Source organism: Streptomyces sp. NPDC004031 (assembly GCF_053604375.1).
Map to the genome: position 1 here is coordinate 1 of NZ_JBSGHL010000068.1, position 20,351 is coordinate 20,351.

Genomic DNA, 20,351 nt, shown 5'->3' on the forward strand with positions numbered 1-20,351 from the left:
CGCTGGAGCGCAACGCCTCCTGGTGGGGGCAGCGCGCCAAGCTCGACAGCATCGTGCTCACCGCCGTGCCGCAGGGCAAGCGGGCCGCCGCCCTGGCCGCGGGCAAGCTCGACCTCGCCGACATCGAGCCGGGCGCGCTCGGCGCCGTCACGAAGACCAGGGGCCTGGCCGTACGCAAGGCACCCGACGCGGCCTACGCGCAGCTCGCCCTCAACGGCAGCGCGGGCCCGCTCGCCGACGAGCGCGTCCGGCACGCCGTGGCCCGCGCGGTCGACCGCAAGGCCATCGCCACCGCCGTCCTCAAGCCGCTCGGGCTGCCCGCAGAACCGCTCGGCAACCACCTCGTCCTGCCCTCCCAGGACGGTTACGCCGACCACAGCTCCGCCCTCGGCAAGGCCGACATCCAGCAGGCGCAGGCACTGCTCACGGGCGCGGGCTGGAAGCGGTCCGCCGTCAAGGGCGGCGACCAGGCGGCGGCGCCCGCCGACGGCCACGACGCCGCGGCCGGCGCGCTCACCGTCGTCGAGCCCGCACGCGCGGTCACCAAGAGCGGCAAGCAGCTCAGCCTGCGGTTCGTGCTCCCGGCGGACTCCCCGACCCTCGACGACGTCGGCTCCCGGATCGCCCGCATGCTCTCCGCGATCGGCATCCGCACGGAGATCACCAAGGTCGACGGGGCGAGCTACTTCCAGGACCACATCGCGGCCGGCGACTTCGACCTCGCCCTCTACTCCTGGCCGGGCACGGCCTACCCCGCGACCGACGACACGCCCATCTACGCCAAGCCCGTCCCGGCACCGGACGGCTCGCTGAGCGTCGCCCAGAACTACACGCGGGTCGGCACCGACCAGATCGACCAGCTCCTGGACCGCGCCGGCTCCGAACTCGACGCCGGCACCGCCCGCTCCCTGACGGCCCAGGCCGACTCCCGCATCTGGGCTGCCGCCGGTTCGATCCCCCTCTACCAGCGCCCCGCGGTCGTCGCCCTCCGCACGACCGTCGCGAACGCGGGCGCCTTCGGCTTCCAGACGCCCCGCTACGAGGACATGGGCTTCCGCAAGTAGCCCGTGAGAGCGCCCCGGGGGGTGCCTTGCGGTGGGGCCCGCGACCGTCCGCCGGTGGGTGGTTGCGCGCTCCGTTCTCCCCCAGGCTCCGCCCGGGAGGTACCCCCACGCGCCCCTGAAAACGCTCACCCTGTGCGGTAGGGGCTCGCTTCTGCCGCGCAGGGCAACAAACAAGGGGCGCGTGGGGGCCCCTCCCGGGCGGAGCCTGGGGGAGAACTGCGCGACAGGCCCCCACCGGCGGAAGGTCGCGCGGCGAACCGCAAGGGACACCCCGGGGCGTACCCGGCGGCCCCCCGGACGGGTCAGACGTGAAGGAGCGCCGCCGCCTGGGCGTGGGCGCGGGCCGCCTCCGACTGCCGCCCCGCGGCAGCATGCACCGCGGCCAGCGTGTCCAGCGCCCCGGCACGGGCCAGCGCCTCCGGCGCGTTCGCCGCGGCCCGCGCCGCGAGCTTCGCGGCCACCGGCAGCCGCCCCTGGAAGTACGCCTCACGGGCCGCGAGGTCCGTCCGCCGCACGACCGCGGGCACCGTCGCCCGCAGCCCGTCCATCGCCGCCGCGAAGTACGGCAGCCCCTGCTCGGCGGGGATGCTCCCGGCGCGGACCCCGTCGCTGACCGCGGCGGCGTAGAGGGAGAGCGCCCCGGCCCGCAGCGAGGGCGCGGTGGACCGCGCGTGGAGGTCCACCGCCGTACGCGCGGCCTCGGCGGCGCGGCCCTCGGCGAGGGCGAGCACCGCGGTGAGGTGGAGCCGCCGCGGAGCGTCGGACGGCGGCGCGGCGGCGAGCGCGTCCCGCATGAGGTCGATCCGCCCGGCGCCCGCCGCCCGCGTGGCGGCGAGCGTGGCGTCGTCGACCCGCCATTCGTCGAGCTTGGCCTCCTCCGTCCCGAAGGGCAGCCGCATCAGCCGCCAGGCGGGGCTGGTGACCCGGCCCGGGGCGAGGACGTGGATCAGGACGGTGAGGAAGGCGATGCCCCAGCCGACGGCCGCGGCGGCGCCGCCCGCGGCGACGAGCGCGGCGGCCACCGCGGCCTGGACGAGCAGTTGGACGAGGGCGCCCCACCACAGCCTGCGCCGCAGTCCGGGCCGGTCGGTCACGACCATGCAGGCGTTGTAGAGGAGCAGCGGCAGCGGCCGCACGACGAGCTGCCGCCCGCCCACGGTGGTGGCCAGCAGCCACCGACCGGCGCCGATCGAGGAGTACACGGGCGCGAGCCCGGTGAAGGGGCCCAGCAGCCGGGTGAGCACGTTGTGCAGCGAGACGGTGAGCAGCACCCCGGCGGCGAAGAGCAGGAAGGAGCGCTCGCGGAAGGGCAGCGCGTGGGCGCTGCCCGCGACGCCGACGGCGGCGCCCACGACGGCGGCGACGGCGAGGGTGACCTTGCGGCGTCCGTCCGGGGGCGCGGCGGAGGGTCCGGGCGGAGGCGGGGGCGGCGGCACGGTGGCGTCGTGCGGCGGCGCGGATGGCGTGTACACGTCCCGGATCATGGCACCCCCGGGACGCGGCCCGGCACCGCCCCCCGCCGTCGGCCCGCGTCCCCCGCGGGTCCCCGTCCCGCGGGGACGCGGACGGGCCCTGCGGGACGGCCCTCACCGCGGGCGCCGCGCAGCGGGGGTGCTCCGGCGGGCGGCATCAGGTGGGGCACGTACCATGGGAGGTGGCCGTGGCGTGAGTTCTGCCCGGCGAGGCGAGCGCGTCATACCGGAACGCGACGCCATCCACGATCCGGGAGAAGCCCCCCAGCATGTCCACGCGCCACGATATCCGTAACGTCGCCATCGTCGCCCACGTCGACCACGGCAAGACGACTCTCGTCGACGCCATGCTCAAGCAGGCGGGCGCCTTCTCGGCGCACCAGCAGCTGGACGACCGGATGATGGACTCCAACGACCTGGAGCGCGAGAAGGGCATCACCATTCTCGCGAAGAACACCGCGGTGAAGTACCACCCGAAGGACGGCTCCGACCCGGTCACGATCAACATCATCGACACCCCCGGCCACGCCGACTTCGGCGGTGAGGTCGAGCGCGGCCTGTCGATGGTGGACGCGGTCGTGCTGCTGGTGGACGCCTCCGAGGGCCCGCTGCCGCAGACCCGCTTCGTGCTGCGCAAGGCGCTGTCCGCGCGGCTCCCGGTGATCTTGTGCATCAACAAGACCGACCGCCCGGACGCCCGGATCGACGAGGTCGTCAACGAGACCTACGACCTCTTCCTGGACCTGGACGCCGACGAGGACCAGATCGAGTTCCCGATCGTCTACGCGTGCGCGCGGGACGGCGTCGCCTCGCTGACCAAGCCGGCCGACGGCACGGTCCCGACGGACAGCACCAACCTGGAGCCGTTCTTCTCCACGCTGCTGGAGCACGTCCCGGCCCCGACGTACGACGAGCAGGCCCCGCTCCAGGCGCACGTCACCAACCTGGACGCCGACAACTTCCTCGGCCGTATCGCGCTGCTGCGCGTCGAGCAGGGCCACCTGAAGAAGGGGCAGACCGTCGCGTGGATCAAGCGGGACGGCAGCATCTCCAACGTCCGCATCACCGAGCTGCTGATGACCGAGGCGCTGACCCGCGGGCCGGCCGAGAGCGCGGGCCCCGGTGACATCTGCGCGGTCGCGGGCATCCCGGACATCATGATCGGCGAGACCCTCGCCGACCCGGACAACCCGGTCGCGCTGCCGCTCATCACCGTGGACGAGCCGGCGATCTCGATGACGATCGGTACCAACACCTCGCCGCTGGTCGGCAAGGGCGGCAAGGGCCACAAGGTGACCGCGCGGCTGGTCAAGGACCGGCTGGAGCGCGAGCTGGTCGGCAACGTGTCGCTGCGGGTGCTGCCGACCGAGCGCCCGGACGCCTGGGAGGTGCAGGGCCGCGGTGAGCTGGCGCTGGCCATCCTGGTCGAGACGATGCGCCGGGAGGGCTTCGAGCTGACCGTGGGCAAGCCCGAGGTGGTCACCAAGGACGTCGACGGCAAGGTGCACGAGCCGATCGAGCGGATGACCATCGACTCGCCCGAGGAGCACCTGGGCGCGATCACCCAGCTCATGGCGTCCCGCAAGGGCCGGATGGAGACGATGACCAACCACGGGTCCGGCTGGATCCGGATGGAGTGGATCGTGCCGTCCCGCGGCCTGATCGGTTTCCGGACGGAGTTCCTGACCCAGACCCGCGGCACCGGCATCGCGCACTCCATCTTCGAGGGCCACGAGCCGTGGTTCGGCGAGCTGCGCACCCGTAACAACGGCTCGCTCGTCGCGGACCGCGCGGGCGTCGTGACGGCCTTCGCGATGACCAACCTCCAGGAGCGCGGCGTGCTGTTCGTGTCGCCGACCACGGAGGTCTACGAGGGCATGATCGTCGGCGAGAACTCCCGGTCGGACGACATGGACGTGAACATCACCAAGGAGAAGAAGCTCACGAACATGCGGTCCTCGACCGCCGACGTGACCGAGTCCCTGGTGCCGCCGCGGCTGCTGTCGCTGGAGCAGTCCCTGGAGTTCTGCCGGGACGATGAATGCATCGAAGTCACCCCGGAGACCGTGCGGATCCGTAAGGTGGTTCTCGACCAGAAGGAGCGGGGCCGCGCCGCGTCCCGCGCCAAGCGCTGACGACTGCTGACCGCCAACTGAACGGTGAGGGGTCCAGGGCTTCCTGGGCCCCTCATTCGTGCCCGGGAAGCGTCCGCTTTCCGGACGCCAATCACCGTTAGATATGTCACACCGCCCAATTCGCCGGTGTCTGTCTACGTTCCATAATGTCCGGATTCTGGAACGAGTTCGCTGGTGATGTGACCAAAGCGAGACCAACCCTGTGTCGATCCGACTTCAAACGTGCCCGATAGTGGGACGAAGTTGAGCTCGGGTCAATGGGTCACGCGCTGATGGGGAGCGCCGACTCACGAGCACAGGAAGGCCGTAGTCGCTGTCAGGGGTGTCAGTGAGCGTCCGGCCTTCCTTTCACGTATCGACAGTGACTCCTGAGGAGGCAAACCCATGCGCGGTGCCAAGAGCGCCAAGTGGGTCGTAGGAGCGGCCGTGATCGCCCTCGCAGCGACCGCCTGCAGTTCGAGCGACGACTCGGGCGACAAGAAGGGCAGCGGCGACAAGGCGAGCAGCTCGTCCGCCGGTGTGATCCGGGCGTGGTGGGGCGACCCCCAGAACCCGCTCGAGCCCGCCAACACCAATGAGGTGCAGGGCGGCAAGGTCCTTGACATGATCTTCATGAACCTCAAGGAGTACGACCCCAAGACCGGCAAGGCGATGCTGGAGGCGGCCGACTCGATCACGAGCACGGACCAGCAGAACTTCACCATCAAGATCAAGCCGGACCTGAAGTTCTCGGACGGCACCCCGGTGACCGCCAAGTCCTTCGTGGACGCCTGGAACTACGGCGCGCTGGTCACCAACAAGCAGCTCAACGCGTACTTCTTCGCGGACATCCAGGGCTACGACGCGGTGCACCCGTCCGACGACGCGACGGCCAAGCCGACCGCGCAGACCATGTCCGGTCTGAAGGTCGTGGACGACCACACCTTCACCGTCGCGCTGAAGCAGAAGTTCTCGACCTGGCCGGACCGCCTGGGCTACAAGGCCTTCGCCCCGCTGCCCACCGAGTTCTTCTCGAACCACGCGGCCTACCTCGCCAAGCCGATCGGCGACGGCCCCTACATGATCGACTCTTACAAAAAGGGTACGAGCATGAAGCTGGTGCCGAACCCGAACTACACCGGCCCGAGCAAGCCCAAGAACAAGGGTGTCCTGCTCAAGGTCTACACCAGCAGCGACACCGCTTACGCGGACCTGCAGTCCGGCAACCTGGACGTCCTCGACGACATCCCGGCCGCGGACCTGTCGCACGTGAAGAGCGACCTGAGCAACCGCTACCTGAACCAGCCGGCGGGCATCATCCAGACCTTCTCGTTCCCGATGTACGAGAAGGAGTGGAGCAAGCCGGGCATGGAGAAGGTGCGTCTGGGCATCTCCATGGCGATCGACCGCAAGACGATCACCGACAAGATCTTCCAGGGCACGCGTACCCCGGCGGCCGACCTCACCTCCCCGGTGCTGGGCGCGGCCGGCGGTTACAGCGACACGCTGGCCGGCGACTCGGTCAAGTACGACCCGGTCAAGGCCAAGCAGCTGATCCAGGAGGGCGGCGGTCTGCCCGGCGGTCACATGACCCTCGGCTACAACGCCGACTCCGGCTCGCACAAGGAATGGGTCGACGCGGTCTGCAACAGCATCAACAACGTGCTGGGCGACAACAAGGCCTGCGTCGGCGCCCCCACGGGCACCTTCGCGGACTTCCGCAACCAGATCACCAAGGGCCAGATGAAGCAGCCGTTCCGTTCCGGCTGGCAGATGGACTACCCGCTGATCGACGACTTCATCACCCCGCTGTACGCGACCGGTGGTAGCTCGAACGACTCGAAGTACAGCAACAAGACGGTCGACAGCCTGATCAACCAGGCCAACGCCGAGGCTGACACGACGAAGTCCACGCAGCTCTACCAGCAGGCCGAGACGCAGATCCTCAAGGACATGCCGATCGTCCCGCTGTGGTACCAGAACGCCCAGTGCGGCTGGTCCGACAAGGTGTCGAACGTGACGGTGAACGCCTTCAGCTACCCCGTCTTCACCGACATCACGGTCAACTGACCTGCGAAAACTGAACCACTCGCAGTGAGCGGGTCCGGCAGGGGAGACGTTCGGGCACGCTTGCGGGGGAACTGACAAACAACCGCTCGCGGTGTGGATGTCGGCCGGGGCCACAAGCCCCGGCCGACGTCTGCCCGATCCCTGGAGGGCAGATGGGGCGCTACGTCATCAGGCGACTGCTCCAGATGGTTCCCGTGTTCATCGGGACCACATTGTTGATCTTCGTCATGGTCTACGGGCTCGGTGATCCCGTGGCCGCCATGTTCGGAGACCGCACGCCGGACCCCGCTACGGCAGCGCAGATCAGACACGATCTGCACCTGAACGACCCGCTGATCCAGCAGTACTGGATCTACATGAGCAACGTCTTCACCGGCGACTTCGGCAAGGCGTGGAACCAGCAGCCGGTCACCGACCTGCTGAAGCAGGCGTACCCGGTCACGGTGCGTCTGACGCTGGTCGCGTTCGTGATCGAAGCGGTGATCGGTGTCGCGCTGGGCCTGTTCGCAGGTCTGCGCCGGGGCCGGATCTTCGACACCGGCGTGCTCGCCATGACGCTGATCGTGGTCTCCATCCCGACCTTCGTCACCGGCTTCGTCCTCCAGTACCTCGTCGGCGTGAAGTGGAACATCCTGAACCCCTCGGTGGGTGACGGCGCGCCGTTCAAGGACCTGATCATGCCCGGCCTCGTGCTGGCCGGCGTCTCCCTCGCGTACGTGGCCCGGCTGACGCGTACCTCGGTCGCGGAGAACACCCGCGCCGACTACCTGCGCACGGCGGTCGCCAAGGGCCTGCCGCGGCGCCGCGTCATCACCAACCACATGCTGCGCAACTCGCTCATACCCGTGGTGACCTTCCTCGGTACGGACATCGGCAACCTGATGGCCGGCGCCCTCGTCACCGAGCGCATCTTCAACATCCACGGCGTGGGCTACCAGATCTACCAGGGCATCGTGCACAACAGCCCGGCGACCGTCGTCGGGTTCGTGACGGTCCTGGTGATCGTCTTCCTGCTCGCGAACCTGCTCGTCGACCTGCTTTACGCGGTCCTGGACCCGAGGATCCGGTATGCCTGAGAACACCGACGCCGCGATCCTCGACGGTGTCCCGACCACCCAGGACGGCACCGCCCTTCCCTCGCCCGAGGCCCGGGACAAGGCGCGCAGCCTGTGGAACGACGCCTGGTACGACCTGCGTCGCAACCCGGTCTTCTACATATCGTCGCTGGTCATCCTGTTCCTGGTCTTCATCTCGATCTGGCCGGGCGCCATCGCGCACGCCGACCCGCTGCAGTGCGACCTGATCAACTCGCAGAACGGTCCCAGCGGCGGCCACTGGTTCGGCTACGACCAGCAGGGCTGCGACGTCTACAGCCGCACCATCCACGGCGCGCGCAACTCCGTCGAGGTCGGCCTGCTGTCCACGGTGGGCGTGGCCGTCCTCGGCTCCGTCCTCGGCGGCCTGGCCGGCTACTTCGGCGGCTGGCTGGACGCGATCCTCTCCCGGATCAGCGACATCTTCTTCGGTATCCCGATCCTGCTCGGCGGTGTGGTCTTCCTCTCCGCGGTCAAGGGCGGTTCGGTGACCACCGTGTCGCTGTTCATCATCCTGCTGGGCTGGCCGCAGCTCGCCCGTATCGCCCGCGGCGCGGTGATCACCGCGAAGGAGCAGGACTACGTGCTCGCGGCCAAGGCGCTCGGCGCCGGCCACACGCGCATGCTGCTGCGGCACATCGGCCCGAATGCCCTGGCGCCGATCATCGTATGGTCCACGATCGCGCTCGGCACCTTCATTTCGCTGGAGGCCACGCTGTCGTTCCTCGGCGTCGGTCTGAAGCCGCCGGCCGTCTCGTGGGGCATCGACATCTCCTCGGCCTCCGAGCAGATCCGCAACGCGCCGCACATGCTGCTCTTCCCGGCCGGTGCGCTCAGCATCACGGTGCTGGCCTTCATCCTGCTCGGCGACGCGGTCCGCGACGCTCTCGACCCGAAGCTGCGCTAGGAGGGCGTACGTTGACTGTCATCGACGATGTTTCGAACGTCCCGGCACCGGACGCCAGTACGGCGCCGCTGCTGGAAGTACGCGACCTGCACGTGGAGTTCCACACCCGTGACGGTGTCGCCAAGGCCGTGAACGGCGTCAACTACTCGGTGAGCGCCGGCGAGACACTGGCGGTGCTCGGTGAGTCCGGCTCCGGCAAGTCGGTGTCCGCGCAGGCGATCATGGGCATCCTCGACATGCCGCCGGCCCGGATCCCGAAGGGCGAGATCTTCTTCCAGGGCCGCGACATGCTCAAGATGTCCGGCGAGGAGCGGCGGAAGATCCGCGGCCGGAAGATCGCGATGATCTTCCAGGACGCGCTGTCCTCCCTCAACCCGGTGCTGAGCGTGGGCTACCAGCTCGGCGAGATGTTCCGGGTGCACCAGGGCGCCTCCCGCAAGGAGGCCAAGGCCAGGGCCATCGAGCTGATGGACAAGGTGCGCATCCCGGCCGCCCGGGAGCGGGTGGGCGACTACCCGCACCAGTTCTCCGGCGGTATGCGGCAGCGCATCATGATCGCCATGGCGCTCGCCCTGGAGCCCGACCTGATCATCGCGGACGAGCCGACCACCGCGCTCGACGTGACGGTCCAGGCGCAGGTCATGGAGCTGCTCGCGGAACTCCAGCGCGAGTACAACATGGGCCTGATCCTCATCACCCACGACCTGGGTGTCGTCGCCGACGTCGCCGACAAGATCGCGGTGATGTACGCCGGCCGGATCGTCGAGGACGCCCCCGTCCACGACATCTACGCCAAGCCGGCCCACCCGTACACCAAGGGCCTGCTCCAGTCGATCCCGCGGCTGGACCAGAAGGGCCAGGAGCTGTACGCGATCAAGGGCCTGCCGCCCAACCTGACGCGTATCCCGTCCGGCTGCGCGTTCAACCCGCGCTGCCCGATGGCGCAGGACATCTGCCGTACCGATGTGCCGGCGCTGCACCCGGTCGGCACGGCGCGCGGCAGCGCGTGCCACTTCTGGAAGGAGACCCTCGGTGACTGAGCTGACTCCCGAGCAGCCCGCCGCCCAGGACGCCCCGGCCGAGCTGGTCAAGCCCGCCGAGGCGGCGGCGGTGAAGCCCGCCGACCGCGAGCCGATCCTGTCGGTGCGCAATCTGGTCAAGCACTTCCCGCTGACCCAGGGCATCCTCTTCAAGACCCAGGTCGGCGCGGTCAAGGCCGTCGACGGCGTGTCCTTCGACCTGTACGCGGGCGAGACGCTCGGCATCGTGGGCGAGTCCGGCTGCGGCAAGTCCACGGTCGCCAAGCTGCTCATGAACCTGGAGCAGGTCACCGCCGGTGAGGTCTTCTACAAGGGCCAGGACATCACCAAGCTGTCCGGCAAGGCCCTCAAGGCCGTCCGGCGCAACATCCAGATGGTCTTCCAGGACCCGTACACCTCGCTGAACCCGCGCATGACGGTCGGCGACATCATCGGCGAGCCGTTCGAGATCCACCCGGAGGCGGCGCCCAAGGGCGACCGCCGCCGGCGGGTGCAGGACCTGCTGGACGTCGTGGGTCTGAACCCGGAGTACATCAACCGCTACCCGCACCAGTTCTCCGGTGGCCAGCGCCAGCGCATCGGCATCGCCCGCGGCCTCGCGCTCAACCCGGAGATCATCATCTGCGACGAGCCGGTCTCCGCGCTCGACGTGTCGGTGCAGGCGCAGGTGATCAACCTGATGGAGAAGCTGCAGGACGAGTTCAACCTGTCCTACATCTTCATCGCGCACGACCTGTCGATCGTCCGGCACATCTCCGACCGCGTCGGCGTGATGTACCTGGGCAAGATCGCCGAGATCGGCAGCGACGCCGAGATCTACGAGCACCCGACCCACCCGTACACGCAGGCGCTGCTGTCCGCGGTGCCGGTGCCGGACCCGGAGGCGCGCGAGCACCGCGAGCGCATCATCCTGTCGGGCGACGTGCCCTCGCCGGCCAACCCGCCGTCCGGGTGCCGTTTCCGCACCCGCTGCTGGAAGGCCGAGGAGCGGTGCGCGGAGGAGGAGCCGGTGCTCGCGATCCCGACCCGGTTCGCCGATTCCGGCACCCCGGCGGCGCACGAGTCCGCGTGCCACTTCGCCGAGGAGAAGGACGTGGTCGGCGCGGCCTGAGCCGCAGCCGGGCCCGTAGCGCAAGCAGCAGGGGCGTCCCCGTTCGGGGGGCGCCCCTGCTGGCGTTCCGTCACGGTGTGGCCAAGGCATTGCCGGATATTACGGCGTATTGGGGGCGCGACACGCAATCCCAGAAGTGCGGGTTTGCCCCGATTGCTGTGTCATGGGTAACGAAGTGTCATTTGTGACCCATGAGGAGGCACACGATGCGCGGAGCCACGCGCGTGAGGTGGGCCGTCGGGGTGACGGTCGTAGCCCTGACCGCCGCCGCCTGCGGCAGCAGCAGTGACAGTGGTGGCAGCGGCTCGTCGGGGGGCAGCTCCGGCGGCATCGTTCGGGCCTCCTGGGGCGACCCGCAGAACCCGCTGGAGCCGGCCGACACCAACGAGGTGCAGGGCGGCAAGGTGCTGGACATGATCTTCCGCGGTCTGAAGATCTACAACCCCAAGACCGCCAAGGCCGAGAACATGATCGCGGACTCGATCACCAGCTCGGACGCGCAGAACTTCGACATCAAGCTCAAGTCCGGCTGGACGTTCAGCAACGGCGAGCCGGTCAACGCCGACTCCTTCATCAACGCCTGGAACTACGACACGCAGCTGAAGAACGCCCAGCTCAACGCGAGCTTCTTCAGCTACATCGACGGCTACGACAAGGTCCACCCGGACACCCCGGGCGCCAAGGCCACCGCGACCACGCTGTCCGGGCTGACGAAGGTCTCCGACACCGAGTTCAAGGTCAAGCTCAACCAGAAGTTCGCGCTCTTCCCGGACACCCTGGGCTACGCCGCCTTCTACCCGCTGCCGAAGGCCTTCTTCGACAACCGGCAGGCGTGGCTCGCCAAGCCGATCGGCAACGGCCCGTACGCGATCTCGTCCTACTCCAAGGGCTCCAAGATGGAGCTGAAGAAGTGGGACGGCTACAAGGGCCCCGACCCGGCGCAGAACAACGGTGTGGAGCTGCGGGTCTACACCGACAACAACACCGCCTACACCGACCTCCAGGCCGGCAACATCGACCTCGTCGACGACATCCCGGTCTCCCAGCTGCGCAACGTCAAGGCCGACCTCGGCAGCCGCTACATCAACCAGCCCGCCGGCATCATCCAGACCATCTCCTTCCCGCTGTACAACCCGCGCTGGTCGTCGGCGAACTCGGCGAAGGTCCGGCAGGGTCTGTCGATGGCGATCAACCGGCCGCAGATCACCAAGACGATCTTCCAGGACACCCGCACCCCGGCCACCGACTGGACCTCCCCGGTGCTCGGCTCGGCGGGCGGCTTCAAGGAGGGCCTGTGCGGTGACGAGTGCACGTACAACGCCTCCAAGGCCAAGCAGCTCATCCAGCAGGGCGGCGGCCTGCCCGGCGGCGGCATCACCATCTCGTACAACGCCGACACCGGCTCCCACAAGGAGTGGGTGGACGCCATCTGCAACAGCATCAACAACGCCCTGGGCAACAACAAGGCGTGCGTCGGCGCCCCGGTCGGCACCTTCGCCGACTTCCGCAACCGGATCACCAGCAAGCAGATGAACAACCCCTTCCGGGCCGGCTGGCAGATGGACTACCCGCTGATCCAGGACTTCCTGCAGCCGCAGTACTACACCGGCGCCTCGTCGAACGACTCGCACTACTCCAGCCCGACGTTCGACAAGCTCGTCAACGAGGCGAACGCGGCCTCGTCCACCTCCGAGTCCGTGTCCAAGTTCCAGGACGCGGAGAAGGAGCTGGTCAAGGACATGCCGGCGATCCCGCTGTGGTACCAGAACGGCAGCGCGGGCTACTCGAGCAACCTCTCGAACGTCGCGCTGAACCCCTTCAGCGTCCCGGTCTACAACGAGATCAAGGTCAAGTGACCCCGCGGCCGGGAGCCGCCGCGCCCGCCGGTACGGCGGCGGCGGCCCCCGGCCCCCGCCCCGGCCCGAACCCCGGCCGGCACGCTCGGCGGAACTCCCCGGAAGGCTCCGTATGGGACGCTATGTGATCCGGCGGCTGCTCCAGATGATCCCGGTCTTCATCGGCAGCACGTTCCTGATCTTCTTCATGGTCTACGCGCTCGGCGACCCCGTCGCCGCGCTCTTCGGCGACCGCGCGCCCGACCCGGCCACCGCCGCGCAGATCCGCAACGCGCTGCACCTCAACGACCCGTTGTGGAAGCAGTACCTGCTCTACATGAAGAACATCTTCTCCGGCAATTTCGGCACCGCCTTCAACGGGGAGTCCGTCACCAGCCTGATGGGCAGCGCCTTCCCGGTGACCATCCGGCTGACGATCGTCGCGATCATCTTCGAGATCATCATCGGCATCACGCTGGGCGTGATCACCGGCATGCGGCGCGGCAAGCCCGTCGACACCGGGGTGCTGCTGCTCACCCTGATCGTCATCTCGGTGCCGACCTTCGTGACCGGCTACGTGCTCCAGTACCTCTTCGGCGTGCAGCTGAAGTGGACCAGCCCGTCGGTGTCGCCGGAGGCGCCCTTCAACGAGCTGATCCTGCCCGGACTGGTGCTCGCGCTGGTGTCGCTGGCGTACGTCACCCGCCTGACCCGCACCTCGATCGCCGAGAACACCCGGGCGGACTACCTGCGCACCGCCGTCGCCAAGGGCCTGCCGCGGCGCCGCATCATCGTCCGGCACCTGCTGCGCAACTCGCTCATCCCGGTGGTCACCTTCATCGGCACCGACGTCGGCTTCCTCATGGGCGGCGCCATCGTGACCGAGCGCATCTTCAACATCCACGGTGTCGGCTACCAGCTCTACCAGGGCATCCTGCGCAACAACGCGCCGACCGTGGTCGGCTTCGTCACCATCCTGGTGCTGGTCTTCCTGCTCGCGAACCTGCTGGTCGACCTGCTCTACGCGGTCCTGGACCCGAGGATCCGTTATGCCTGACAGCAATCCGATCGACCCCGAGCAAGGCCCCATCGCCCCCGGCGGCGGCTACGGCGGCGGCATGGACCTGGCCGCCTCCGACGCCGAGACGCTGGAGCGCGCGCCCGGCGAGGGCCAGGAACCGGGCGGCCCCGGGGGCAAGCCACGCAGCCTGTGGTCGGACGCGTGGCGCGACCTGCGGCGCAACCCGATCTTCATCATCTCGGTGCTGATCATCCTCTTCCTGGTCTTCATCTCGCTGTGGCCCGGCACCATCGCCACCCAGGACCCGCTCGCCGCCAACCTCCAGCGGGCGCAGGCCGGTTCGGCCCCCGGCCACCCCTTCGGCTTCGACCAGCAGGGCCGTGACGTCTACACCCGGGTCGTCTACGGGGCGCGCGCGTCGGTGACCGTCGGCGTGTGCGCGACGCTCGGCGTGGTGCTGCTCGGCAGCGTCCTGGGCGGCCTCGCGGGCTTCTTCGGCGGCTGGTGGGACGCGATCCTCTCGCGTATCAGCGACATCTTCTTCGGCATCCCGGTGGTGCTCGGCGGCCTGGTCTTCCTGTCCGTCGTCACCAACAGCACGGTGTGGCCGGTCGTCGGCTTCATGGTGCTGCTGGGCTGGCCGCAGATCGCCCGTATCGCCCGCGGCTCGGTCATCACCGCGCGGCAGAACGACTACGTGCAGGCCGCCCGCGCGCTCGGGGCCGGGAACTCCCGGATGCTGCTGCGGCACATCGCGCCCAACGCCGTCGCGCCCGTCATCGTCGTCGGCACCATCGCGCTCGGCACGTACATCGCCCTGGAGGCGACGCTGTCCTACCTCGGCGTCGGCCTCAAACCGCCCACCGTCTCCTGGGGGATCGACATCTCCGACGCGTCCAACCAGATCCGCAACGCCCCGCACATGCTGCTGTGGCCCGCCGGAGCGCTGAGCCTGACGGTCCTGGCGTTCATCATGCTCGGCGACGCGGTGCGCGACGCCCTCGACCCCAAGCTGCGCTGAGGAGCTGAGCGACAACACCATGGCCACCAGTGTCGAGATGACCAAGGAGCCCGGCGGGACCGAGAGCGGCCCGCTGCTGGACGTGCAGAACCTGCACGTGGAATTCCGTACCCGGGAGGGCGTCGCCAAGGCCGTCAACGGCGTGGAGTATTCCGTCGACGCCGGGGAGACCCTCGCGGTGCTCGGCGAGTCCGGGTCCGGCAAGTCCGTCACCGCCCAGGCCATCATGGGCATCCTGGACTCGCCGCCGGGCTTCGTCACCCAGGGCAAGATCGTCTTTCGCGGGCAGGACCTGCTCACGATGGGCGGCGAGGAGCGCCGCAAGGTCCGCGGCGCCCGGATGGCGATGATCTTCCAGGACGCGCTGTCCTCCCTCAACCCCGTGCTCACCGTGGGCGAGCAGCTCGGCGAGATGTTCACCGTCCACCGCGGCATGTCCCGCAAGGACGCCCGCGCCAAGGCCGTCGAGCTGATGGAGCGGGTGCGCATCCCGGCGGCCAAGGAGCGGATCCGCAGCTATCCGCACCAGTTCTCCGGCGGTATGCGGCAGCGCGTCATGATCGCCATGGCGATGGCGCTGGAGCCCGAGCTGATCATCGCCGACGAGCCCACCACGGCGCTCGACGTCACCGTCCAGGCCCAGGTCATGGACCTGCTCGCGGAACTCCAGCGCGAGTACAACATGGGGCTCATCCTCATCACCCACGACCTGGGCGTCGTCGCCGACGTCGCCGACAAGATCGCCGTGATGTACGCGGGGCGGATCGTGGAGACCTCGCCCGTCCACGACATCTACCGGGCGCCCGCGCACCCGTACACCAAGGGCCTGCTCGACTCGATCCCGCGGGTCGACCAGAAGGGCCAGGAGCTGTACGCGATCAAGGGCCTGCCGCCCAACCTGCTGCACATCCCGCCCGGCTGCGCCTTCAACCCGCGCTGCCCGATGGCGCGGGACGTGTGCCGCACCGAGATCCCGCCGCTCTACCGGGTCAGCCAGGACCGGGCCAGCGCCTGCCACTTCTGGAAGGAGTGCATCGGTGACGACCGCCCCGCAGCCGACAAGGCCTGAGCCCTCCGCGTCCGGTTCGCCGGGCCGCGAGCCGATCCTCCAGGTCCGCAACCTGGTCAAGCACTTCCCGCTGACGCAGGGCATCATCTTCAAGAAGCAGGTCGGCGCGGTCCAGGCGGTCGACGGGGTGACCTTCGACCTCTACCCGGGCGAGACACTGGGCATCGTGGGGGAGTCCGGCTGCGGCAAGTCGACCGTGGCCAAGCTGCTGATGAACCTGGAGGAGCCCACCAGCGGCGAGATCGTCTACCGCGGCGAGGACATCAGCAAGCTGTCGGGCCGCGCGCTGAAGTCGGTGCGCCGCAACATCCAGATGGTCTTCCAGGACCCCTACACCTCGCTCAACCCCCGGATGACGGTCGGCGACATCATCGGCGAGCCCTTCGAGATCCACCCCGACGTGGCCCCCAAGGGCGAGCGGCGCAAACGCGTCCAGGAACTGCTGGACGTCGTCGGCCTCAACCCGGAGTACATCAACCGCTATCCGCACCAGTTCTCCGGCGGCCAGCGGCAGCGCATCGGCATCGCCCGCGGGCTCGCGCTGCGCCCGGAGATCATCGTGGCCGACGAGCCGGTCTCCGCCCTCGACGTCTCGGTGCAGGCGCAGGTCATCAACCTGATGGAACGGCTCCAGGACGAGTTCGACCTGTCGTACATGTTCATCGCGCACGACCTGTCGATCGTCCGGCACATCTCCGACCGGGTCGGGGTGATGTACCTCGGCCGGATCGTCGAGCTGGGCGGGGACGCGGAGATCTACGAGCACCCCACCCACCCGTACACCCAGGCGCTGCTGTCGGCGGTGCCGGTGCCCAACCCCGAGGCGCGCGAGCACCGCGAGCGGATCATCCTCGCCGGGGACGTGCCCTCGCCCGCCGACCCGCCGTCGGGCTGCCGCTTCCGCACCCGCTGCTGGAAGGCGCAGGAGCGCTGCGTCGTGGAGGACCCGCTGCTCGCGGTGCCGGAGGTCTTCCGCGGCACCGCGGGCCCGGCCGAGCACCCGTCGGCCTGCCACTTCGCGGAGGAGAAGATCGTCGTCCCGCCGGAGCACCGGGAGTGACACCCGCCCCGCGCGGGGCGGGACGCGCAAAGCCGTACGGACCGCGCCGGGGCCGTGCGGCGCGGTCCGTACGGCGGTCTGCGGTCCGTACGGGTACGGGGGTCGGTCAGGGGCGCTCGGACTGATCCTCCAGCGCGGCCAGCGACGGATCCATCACCACGTCCGTGCGGCCGGTCACCGTCGGGTCCTCCGGGTGGTGGCAGGCCGTCAGATGCCCCTCGTCCGCGCCGTCCAGGCGGACCAGCGGCGGCTCCTCCGTCCCGCACACCTCGGTGGCCTTCCAGCAGCGGGTGCGGAAGTGGCAGCCGGACGGCGGGTTGAGCGGCGAGGGCACGTCCCCCGCCAGCCGGATCCGCGTCTTGCGCTCGGGCCGCGCCGCGCCCTCCTCGGCGGTCTCCCACAGCGGCTCCACCTCGGGCACCGCCGACAGCAGCGCGTGCGTGTACGGGTGCCGGGGGCGTACGTAGATGGACTCGCGGTCGCCGACCTCGACGATCTTGCCGAGGTACATCACCGCGATCCGCTCCGAGAAGTGCCGCACGATCGCCAGGTCGTGCGCGATGAAGAGGAACGCGATGCCCAGCTCGCGCTGCACCTTCTGGAGCAGGTTGACCACCTGCGCCTGGATCGACACGTCCAGCGCCGACACCGGCTCGTCGGCCACGATCAGCTTGGGCTCCAGCGCCAGCGCTCGGGCGACGCCGATACGCTGCCGCTGCCCGCCGGAGAACTCGTGCGGGAAGCGGTTGTAGTGCTCCGGGTTGAGCCCGACCGTCTCCAGCAGCTCGCGCACCCGCTGGTCCCGGCCGCCGGGCGGGTTGATGCCGTTGATCTCCATCGGGCCGCGGATGATCGTGCCGACCGTCTGCCGCGGGTTCAGCGACGAGTACGGGTCCTGGAAGATCATCTGGATCTCGGACCTGACCGGCGCGAGCTGCTTGCGCCCGGCGTGCGTGATGTCCTGCCCGCGGTAGCTGATGCTGCCCGCGGTGGGCTCCAGCAGCCGGGTGATCAGCCGCCCCGTGGTCGACTTGCCGCAGCCCGACTCGCCGACCAGGCCGAAGCTCTCGCCCGCCCGCACCGTCAGATCGACCCCGTCGACCGCCTTGACCGCGCCGATCTGCCGCCGGATCGGGAAGCCGCCCATCACCGGGAAGTGCTTGGCCAGCCCGCGGACCTCCAGCAGCGTCTCGCGCGCCGCGCTCTCCGCGGCCCCTTCGGCGTCCTTGGTGTCCTCGGTGCCCTCGGCGTCCTTGGACAGTGAGATGTCGTTGCTCATGTGGATGCCTGCCCTGGTGAGTCAGCCGAGCCGCGGCTGAATCGTCTCGATGAACACGGACCGCTTCTGCTCGTCCTTCAGATGGCACGCCGAACCGCGCCCGGCCGGCAGGTCCGGCCGCACCGAGGCGCACCGCCCGCCGCCGACCAGGTCGGTGAAGCCGCACCGCGGGTGGAAGGGGCAGCCCGGCGGCGGCGCCAGCAGACTGGGCGGCGAGCCCGGGATGGGCGTCAGCGGCTCGGAGACGTCCGACTCCAGCCTCGGCATCGAGCCCAGCAGGCCCCAGGTGTACGGGTGCTGCGGCGCCGTCAGGATCTCCCGCACCGAGCCGCGCTCCACGGCCCGGCCCGCGTACATCACCAGCAGGTCGTCGGCGACCTTGGACACCACGCCCAGGTCGTGGGTGATCAGGATGATCGCCGAGCCGAACTCCTGCTGGAGGTCCTTGAGCAGGTCCAGGATCTGCGCCTGCACCGTCACGTCCAGGGCCGTCGTCGGCTCGTCGGCGATCAGCAGGTCCGGGTCGCACACCAGCGCCATCGCGATCATGGCGCGCTGCCGCATACCGCCGGAGAACTGGTGCGGGTAGTCGTCCACCCGCATCCGGGGCTGCGGGATGCCGACCTTCTCCAGCATCTCGATGGCCCGCTCCCGGCCCTCCCGCTTGCTCGCCCCGCGGTGCTTCATGAACGGCTCGGCGATCTGCCGGCCGATCGTGTAGTACGGCGACAGCGCGGTGAGCGAGTCCTGGAAGATCATCGCCATCTTGTTGCCGCGCAGCTTCTCCAGCGTGCGGTTGGACGCCCCGGTCAGCTCCTGGCCGTCGAGCACGATCTCGCCGGCGACCTCGGTGGTGGACGGGTTGTGCAGGCCGAGCACGGTCAGGTTGGTCACCGACTTGCCCGAGCCGGACTCGCCGACGATGCCCAGCGTCTGGCCGCGCTCCAGGTCGAACGACAGCCCGTCGACGGCCTTGACGACGCCGTCCTCGGTGGAGAAGCGCACGTGCAGGTCGCGCACCGACAAGAACGCGTCGGTGCCGCTCGCCGGGACGGCGTCCTCCGGTTTGGTCAAGGTGGTCACTGCCGGTCTCCTAGGACAGCCGGATGCGCGGGTCGATGTACGCGTAGACGGCGTCCACGACGATGTTGAAGAGCACGATCATGAAGGCGCTGAAGAGCATCACGCCCATGAGCATGGGAAGGTCCGTCTGCTGCACCGAACGCAGCGCCAGCTGCCCGAGCCCGGAGAGCTGGAAGGTGTACTCGGTGATCATCGCGCCGCCCAGCAGCGAGCCCAGGTCGATGCCGAGGATCGTCACGATCGGGATGAGCGAGCCGCGCCAGGCGTACCGGAAGAAGACGTATCTGCTGGACATGCCCTTGGCGCGGGCGGTGCGGACATGCTCCTCCTGGAGCTGCTCCAGCATCGTCGAGCGCGCCATGCGCGTGTAGTTCGCGGTGAACAGGATCGACAGCACGCACCACGGGATCAGCAGCCCGCTGAACCAGGACACCGGATTCTGCGTGAGCGGCGTGTACTTGGGCTGGTCGAAGATGTGGTTGTTGTAGACCACGAGCGCCAGCACCAGCGGCCCGACGAAGTAGATCTGCATCGAGCTGAGCACGAGCGAGGCGGAGCTGAAGGTCTTGTCGACCAGGGTGCCGCGCTTCCAGGCGGCCAGCATGCCGGTGCCGAGACCGAAGATCAGGAAGACCACCATGGAGCCCAGGGCGAGCGAGAGCGTGGTGGGCAGCCGGTCCATCAGCGTCGGCCACACCGGCTCGCTGGTGGCGAAGGAGTAGCCGAAGCACGGGGCCGGGCAGTTGCCTGCCGGGAAGTGGTGGCCGGTGAACATCCGCACCATGAACAGGTAGTACTGCACCGGCACCGGATGGTCGAGGCCCAGGTTGTGGTGAATGATCTTCAGGTTGTCCGGCGTGCAGTTCTTGCCGCAGGACAGCAGGGCGGGGTCGTGCGGTATCGCGAAGAACAGGAAGAAGGTGAAGGCGCTGATGAACAGCAGGATGACCACAGCGCCGAGCGTCCGGCGGACGAGGAATCGAAGCATGGCGGTCGCAGCTCTCTGAGGACGGGCGGCGGTGGACCGGAAGACCGGGGGGCGGGGGCGCCCCGGTGGGGCCGGGCGACTGCCCGGCCCCACCGCGGCGGTGCGCCGGACGGCTGCGCGCAG

The 20,351-nt window shown here is 69.3% G+C and carries 16 protein-coding genes; 12 read left to right on the forward strand and 4 right to left on the reverse strand.

What is annotated here, in order from left to right:
- On the forward strand, positions 1 to 1,064 hold a 1,064-nt coding region (locus ACWERV_RS31215; RefSeq protein WP_452939466.1), incomplete at its 5' end, for an ABC transporter substrate-binding protein.
- Between the two features lie 302 nt (positions 1,065 to 1,366).
- On the opposite strand, the gene ACWERV_RS31220 is transcribed toward ACWERV_RS31215, so the two are convergent.
- Positions 1,367 to 2,536, reverse strand: coding sequence for a hypothetical protein (locus ACWERV_RS31220; protein ID WP_452939469.1), 1,170 nt, complete (start codon positions 2,534 to 2,536; stop codon positions 1,367 to 1,369).
- Between the two features lie 269 nt (positions 2,537 to 2,805).
- Between ACWERV_RS31220 and typA the strand changes: the two genes are divergently transcribed.
- The 11 genes from typA to ACWERV_RS31275 all read left to right on the forward strand — a co-directional run bounded on the left by typA (position 2,806) and on the right by ACWERV_RS31275 (position 16,878).
- The gene (gene typA / locus ACWERV_RS31225) at positions 2,806 to 4,671 is read left to right on the forward strand and encodes a translational GTPase TypA (RefSeq protein ID WP_398182644.1); all 1,866 of its coding nucleotides are present in this window, start codon (positions 2,806 to 2,808) and stop codon (positions 4,669 to 4,671) included.
- Between the two features lie 384 nt (positions 4,672 to 5,055).
- A complete protein-coding gene (locus tag ACWERV_RS31230; protein WP_452939471.1) occupies positions 5,056 to 6,720 on the forward strand; it encodes a peptide ABC transporter substrate-binding protein in 1,665 nt (554 codons plus the stop codon).
- 152 nt (positions 6,721 to 6,872) lie between these two features.
- On the forward strand, positions 6,873 to 7,796 hold the full coding sequence (locus ACWERV_RS31235) for an ABC transporter permease (RefSeq protein WP_398182650.1): 924 nt from the start codon (positions 6,873 to 6,875) through the stop codon (positions 7,794 to 7,796).
- Positions 7,789 to 8,721 (forward strand): ABC transporter permease, encoded by a 933-nt coding sequence (locus ACWERV_RS31240; protein ID WP_398182653.1) that lies wholly within the window; start codon positions 7,789 to 7,791, stop codon positions 8,719 to 8,721. The genes ACWERV_RS31235 and ACWERV_RS31240 overlap by 8 nt, the downstream gene beginning before the upstream one ends.
- An 11-nt stretch (positions 8,722 to 8,732) precedes the next feature.
- Entirely contained in the window at positions 8,733 to 9,761 is a 1,029-nt protein-coding gene (locus tag ACWERV_RS31245) for an ABC transporter ATP-binding protein (RefSeq protein WP_452939476.1), read from the forward strand.
- Positions 9,754 to 10,872, forward strand: coding sequence for an ABC transporter ATP-binding protein (locus ACWERV_RS31250; RefSeq protein WP_452939477.1), 1,119 nt, complete (start codon positions 9,754 to 9,756; stop codon positions 10,870 to 10,872). The genes ACWERV_RS31245 and ACWERV_RS31250 overlap by 8 nt, the downstream gene beginning before the upstream one ends.
- A 206-nt stretch (positions 10,873 to 11,078) precedes the next feature.
- Positions 11,079 to 12,728: a peptide ABC transporter substrate-binding protein gene (locus ACWERV_RS31255; RefSeq protein WP_452939480.1), complete on the forward strand. Its 1,650-nt coding sequence runs from the start codon at positions 11,079 to 11,081 to the stop codon at positions 12,726 to 12,728.
- Between the two features lie 112 nt (positions 12,729 to 12,840).
- Positions 12,841 to 13,764, forward strand: coding sequence for an ABC transporter permease (locus ACWERV_RS31260; protein ID WP_398182665.1), 924 nt, complete (start codon positions 12,841 to 12,843; stop codon positions 13,762 to 13,764).
- Positions 13,757 to 14,749, forward strand: a complete 993-nt coding sequence (locus tag ACWERV_RS31265) for an ABC transporter permease (RefSeq protein WP_398182669.1) — start codon at positions 13,757 to 13,759, stop codon at positions 14,747 to 14,749. Before ACWERV_RS31260 ends, ACWERV_RS31265 begins: the two co-directional genes overlap by 8 nt.
- A gap of 19 nt (positions 14,750 to 14,768) precedes the next feature.
- Complete coding sequence (locus ACWERV_RS31270) at positions 14,769 to 15,818, forward strand: ABC transporter ATP-binding protein (RefSeq protein ID WP_398182674.1); 1,050 nt, start codon at positions 14,769 to 14,771, stop codon at positions 15,816 to 15,818.
- Positions 15,787 to 16,878: an ABC transporter ATP-binding protein gene (locus tag ACWERV_RS31275; RefSeq protein WP_398182677.1), complete on the forward strand. Its 1,092-nt coding sequence runs from the start codon at positions 15,787 to 15,789 to the stop codon at positions 16,876 to 16,878. Before ACWERV_RS31270 ends, ACWERV_RS31275 begins: the two co-directional genes overlap by 32 nt.
- A gap of 106 nt (positions 16,879 to 16,984) precedes the next feature.
- On the opposite strand, the gene ACWERV_RS31280 is transcribed toward ACWERV_RS31275, so the two are convergent.
- From ACWERV_RS31280 to ACWERV_RS31290, 3 genes are read right to left on the reverse strand one after another with little or no spacing between them, the layout of a single operon-like run.
- The gene (locus ACWERV_RS31280) at positions 16,985 to 18,157 is read right to left on the reverse strand and encodes an ABC transporter ATP-binding protein (RefSeq protein WP_452939485.1); all 1,173 of its coding nucleotides are present in this window, start codon (positions 18,155 to 18,157) and stop codon (positions 16,985 to 16,987) included.
- Positions 18,158 to 18,178: 21 nt separating this feature from the next.
- Positions 18,179 to 19,240, reverse strand: a complete 1,062-nt coding sequence (locus tag ACWERV_RS31285; RefSeq protein ID WP_398182684.1) for an ABC transporter ATP-binding protein — start codon at positions 19,238 to 19,240, stop codon at positions 18,179 to 18,181.
- Positions 19,241 to 19,250: 10 nt separating this feature from the next.
- Positions 19,251 to 20,228, reverse strand: a complete 978-nt coding sequence (locus ACWERV_RS31290) for an ABC transporter permease (protein WP_452939487.1) — start codon at positions 20,226 to 20,228, stop codon at positions 19,251 to 19,253.
- Between the last annotated feature and the right edge of the window lie 123 nt (positions 20,229 to 20,351).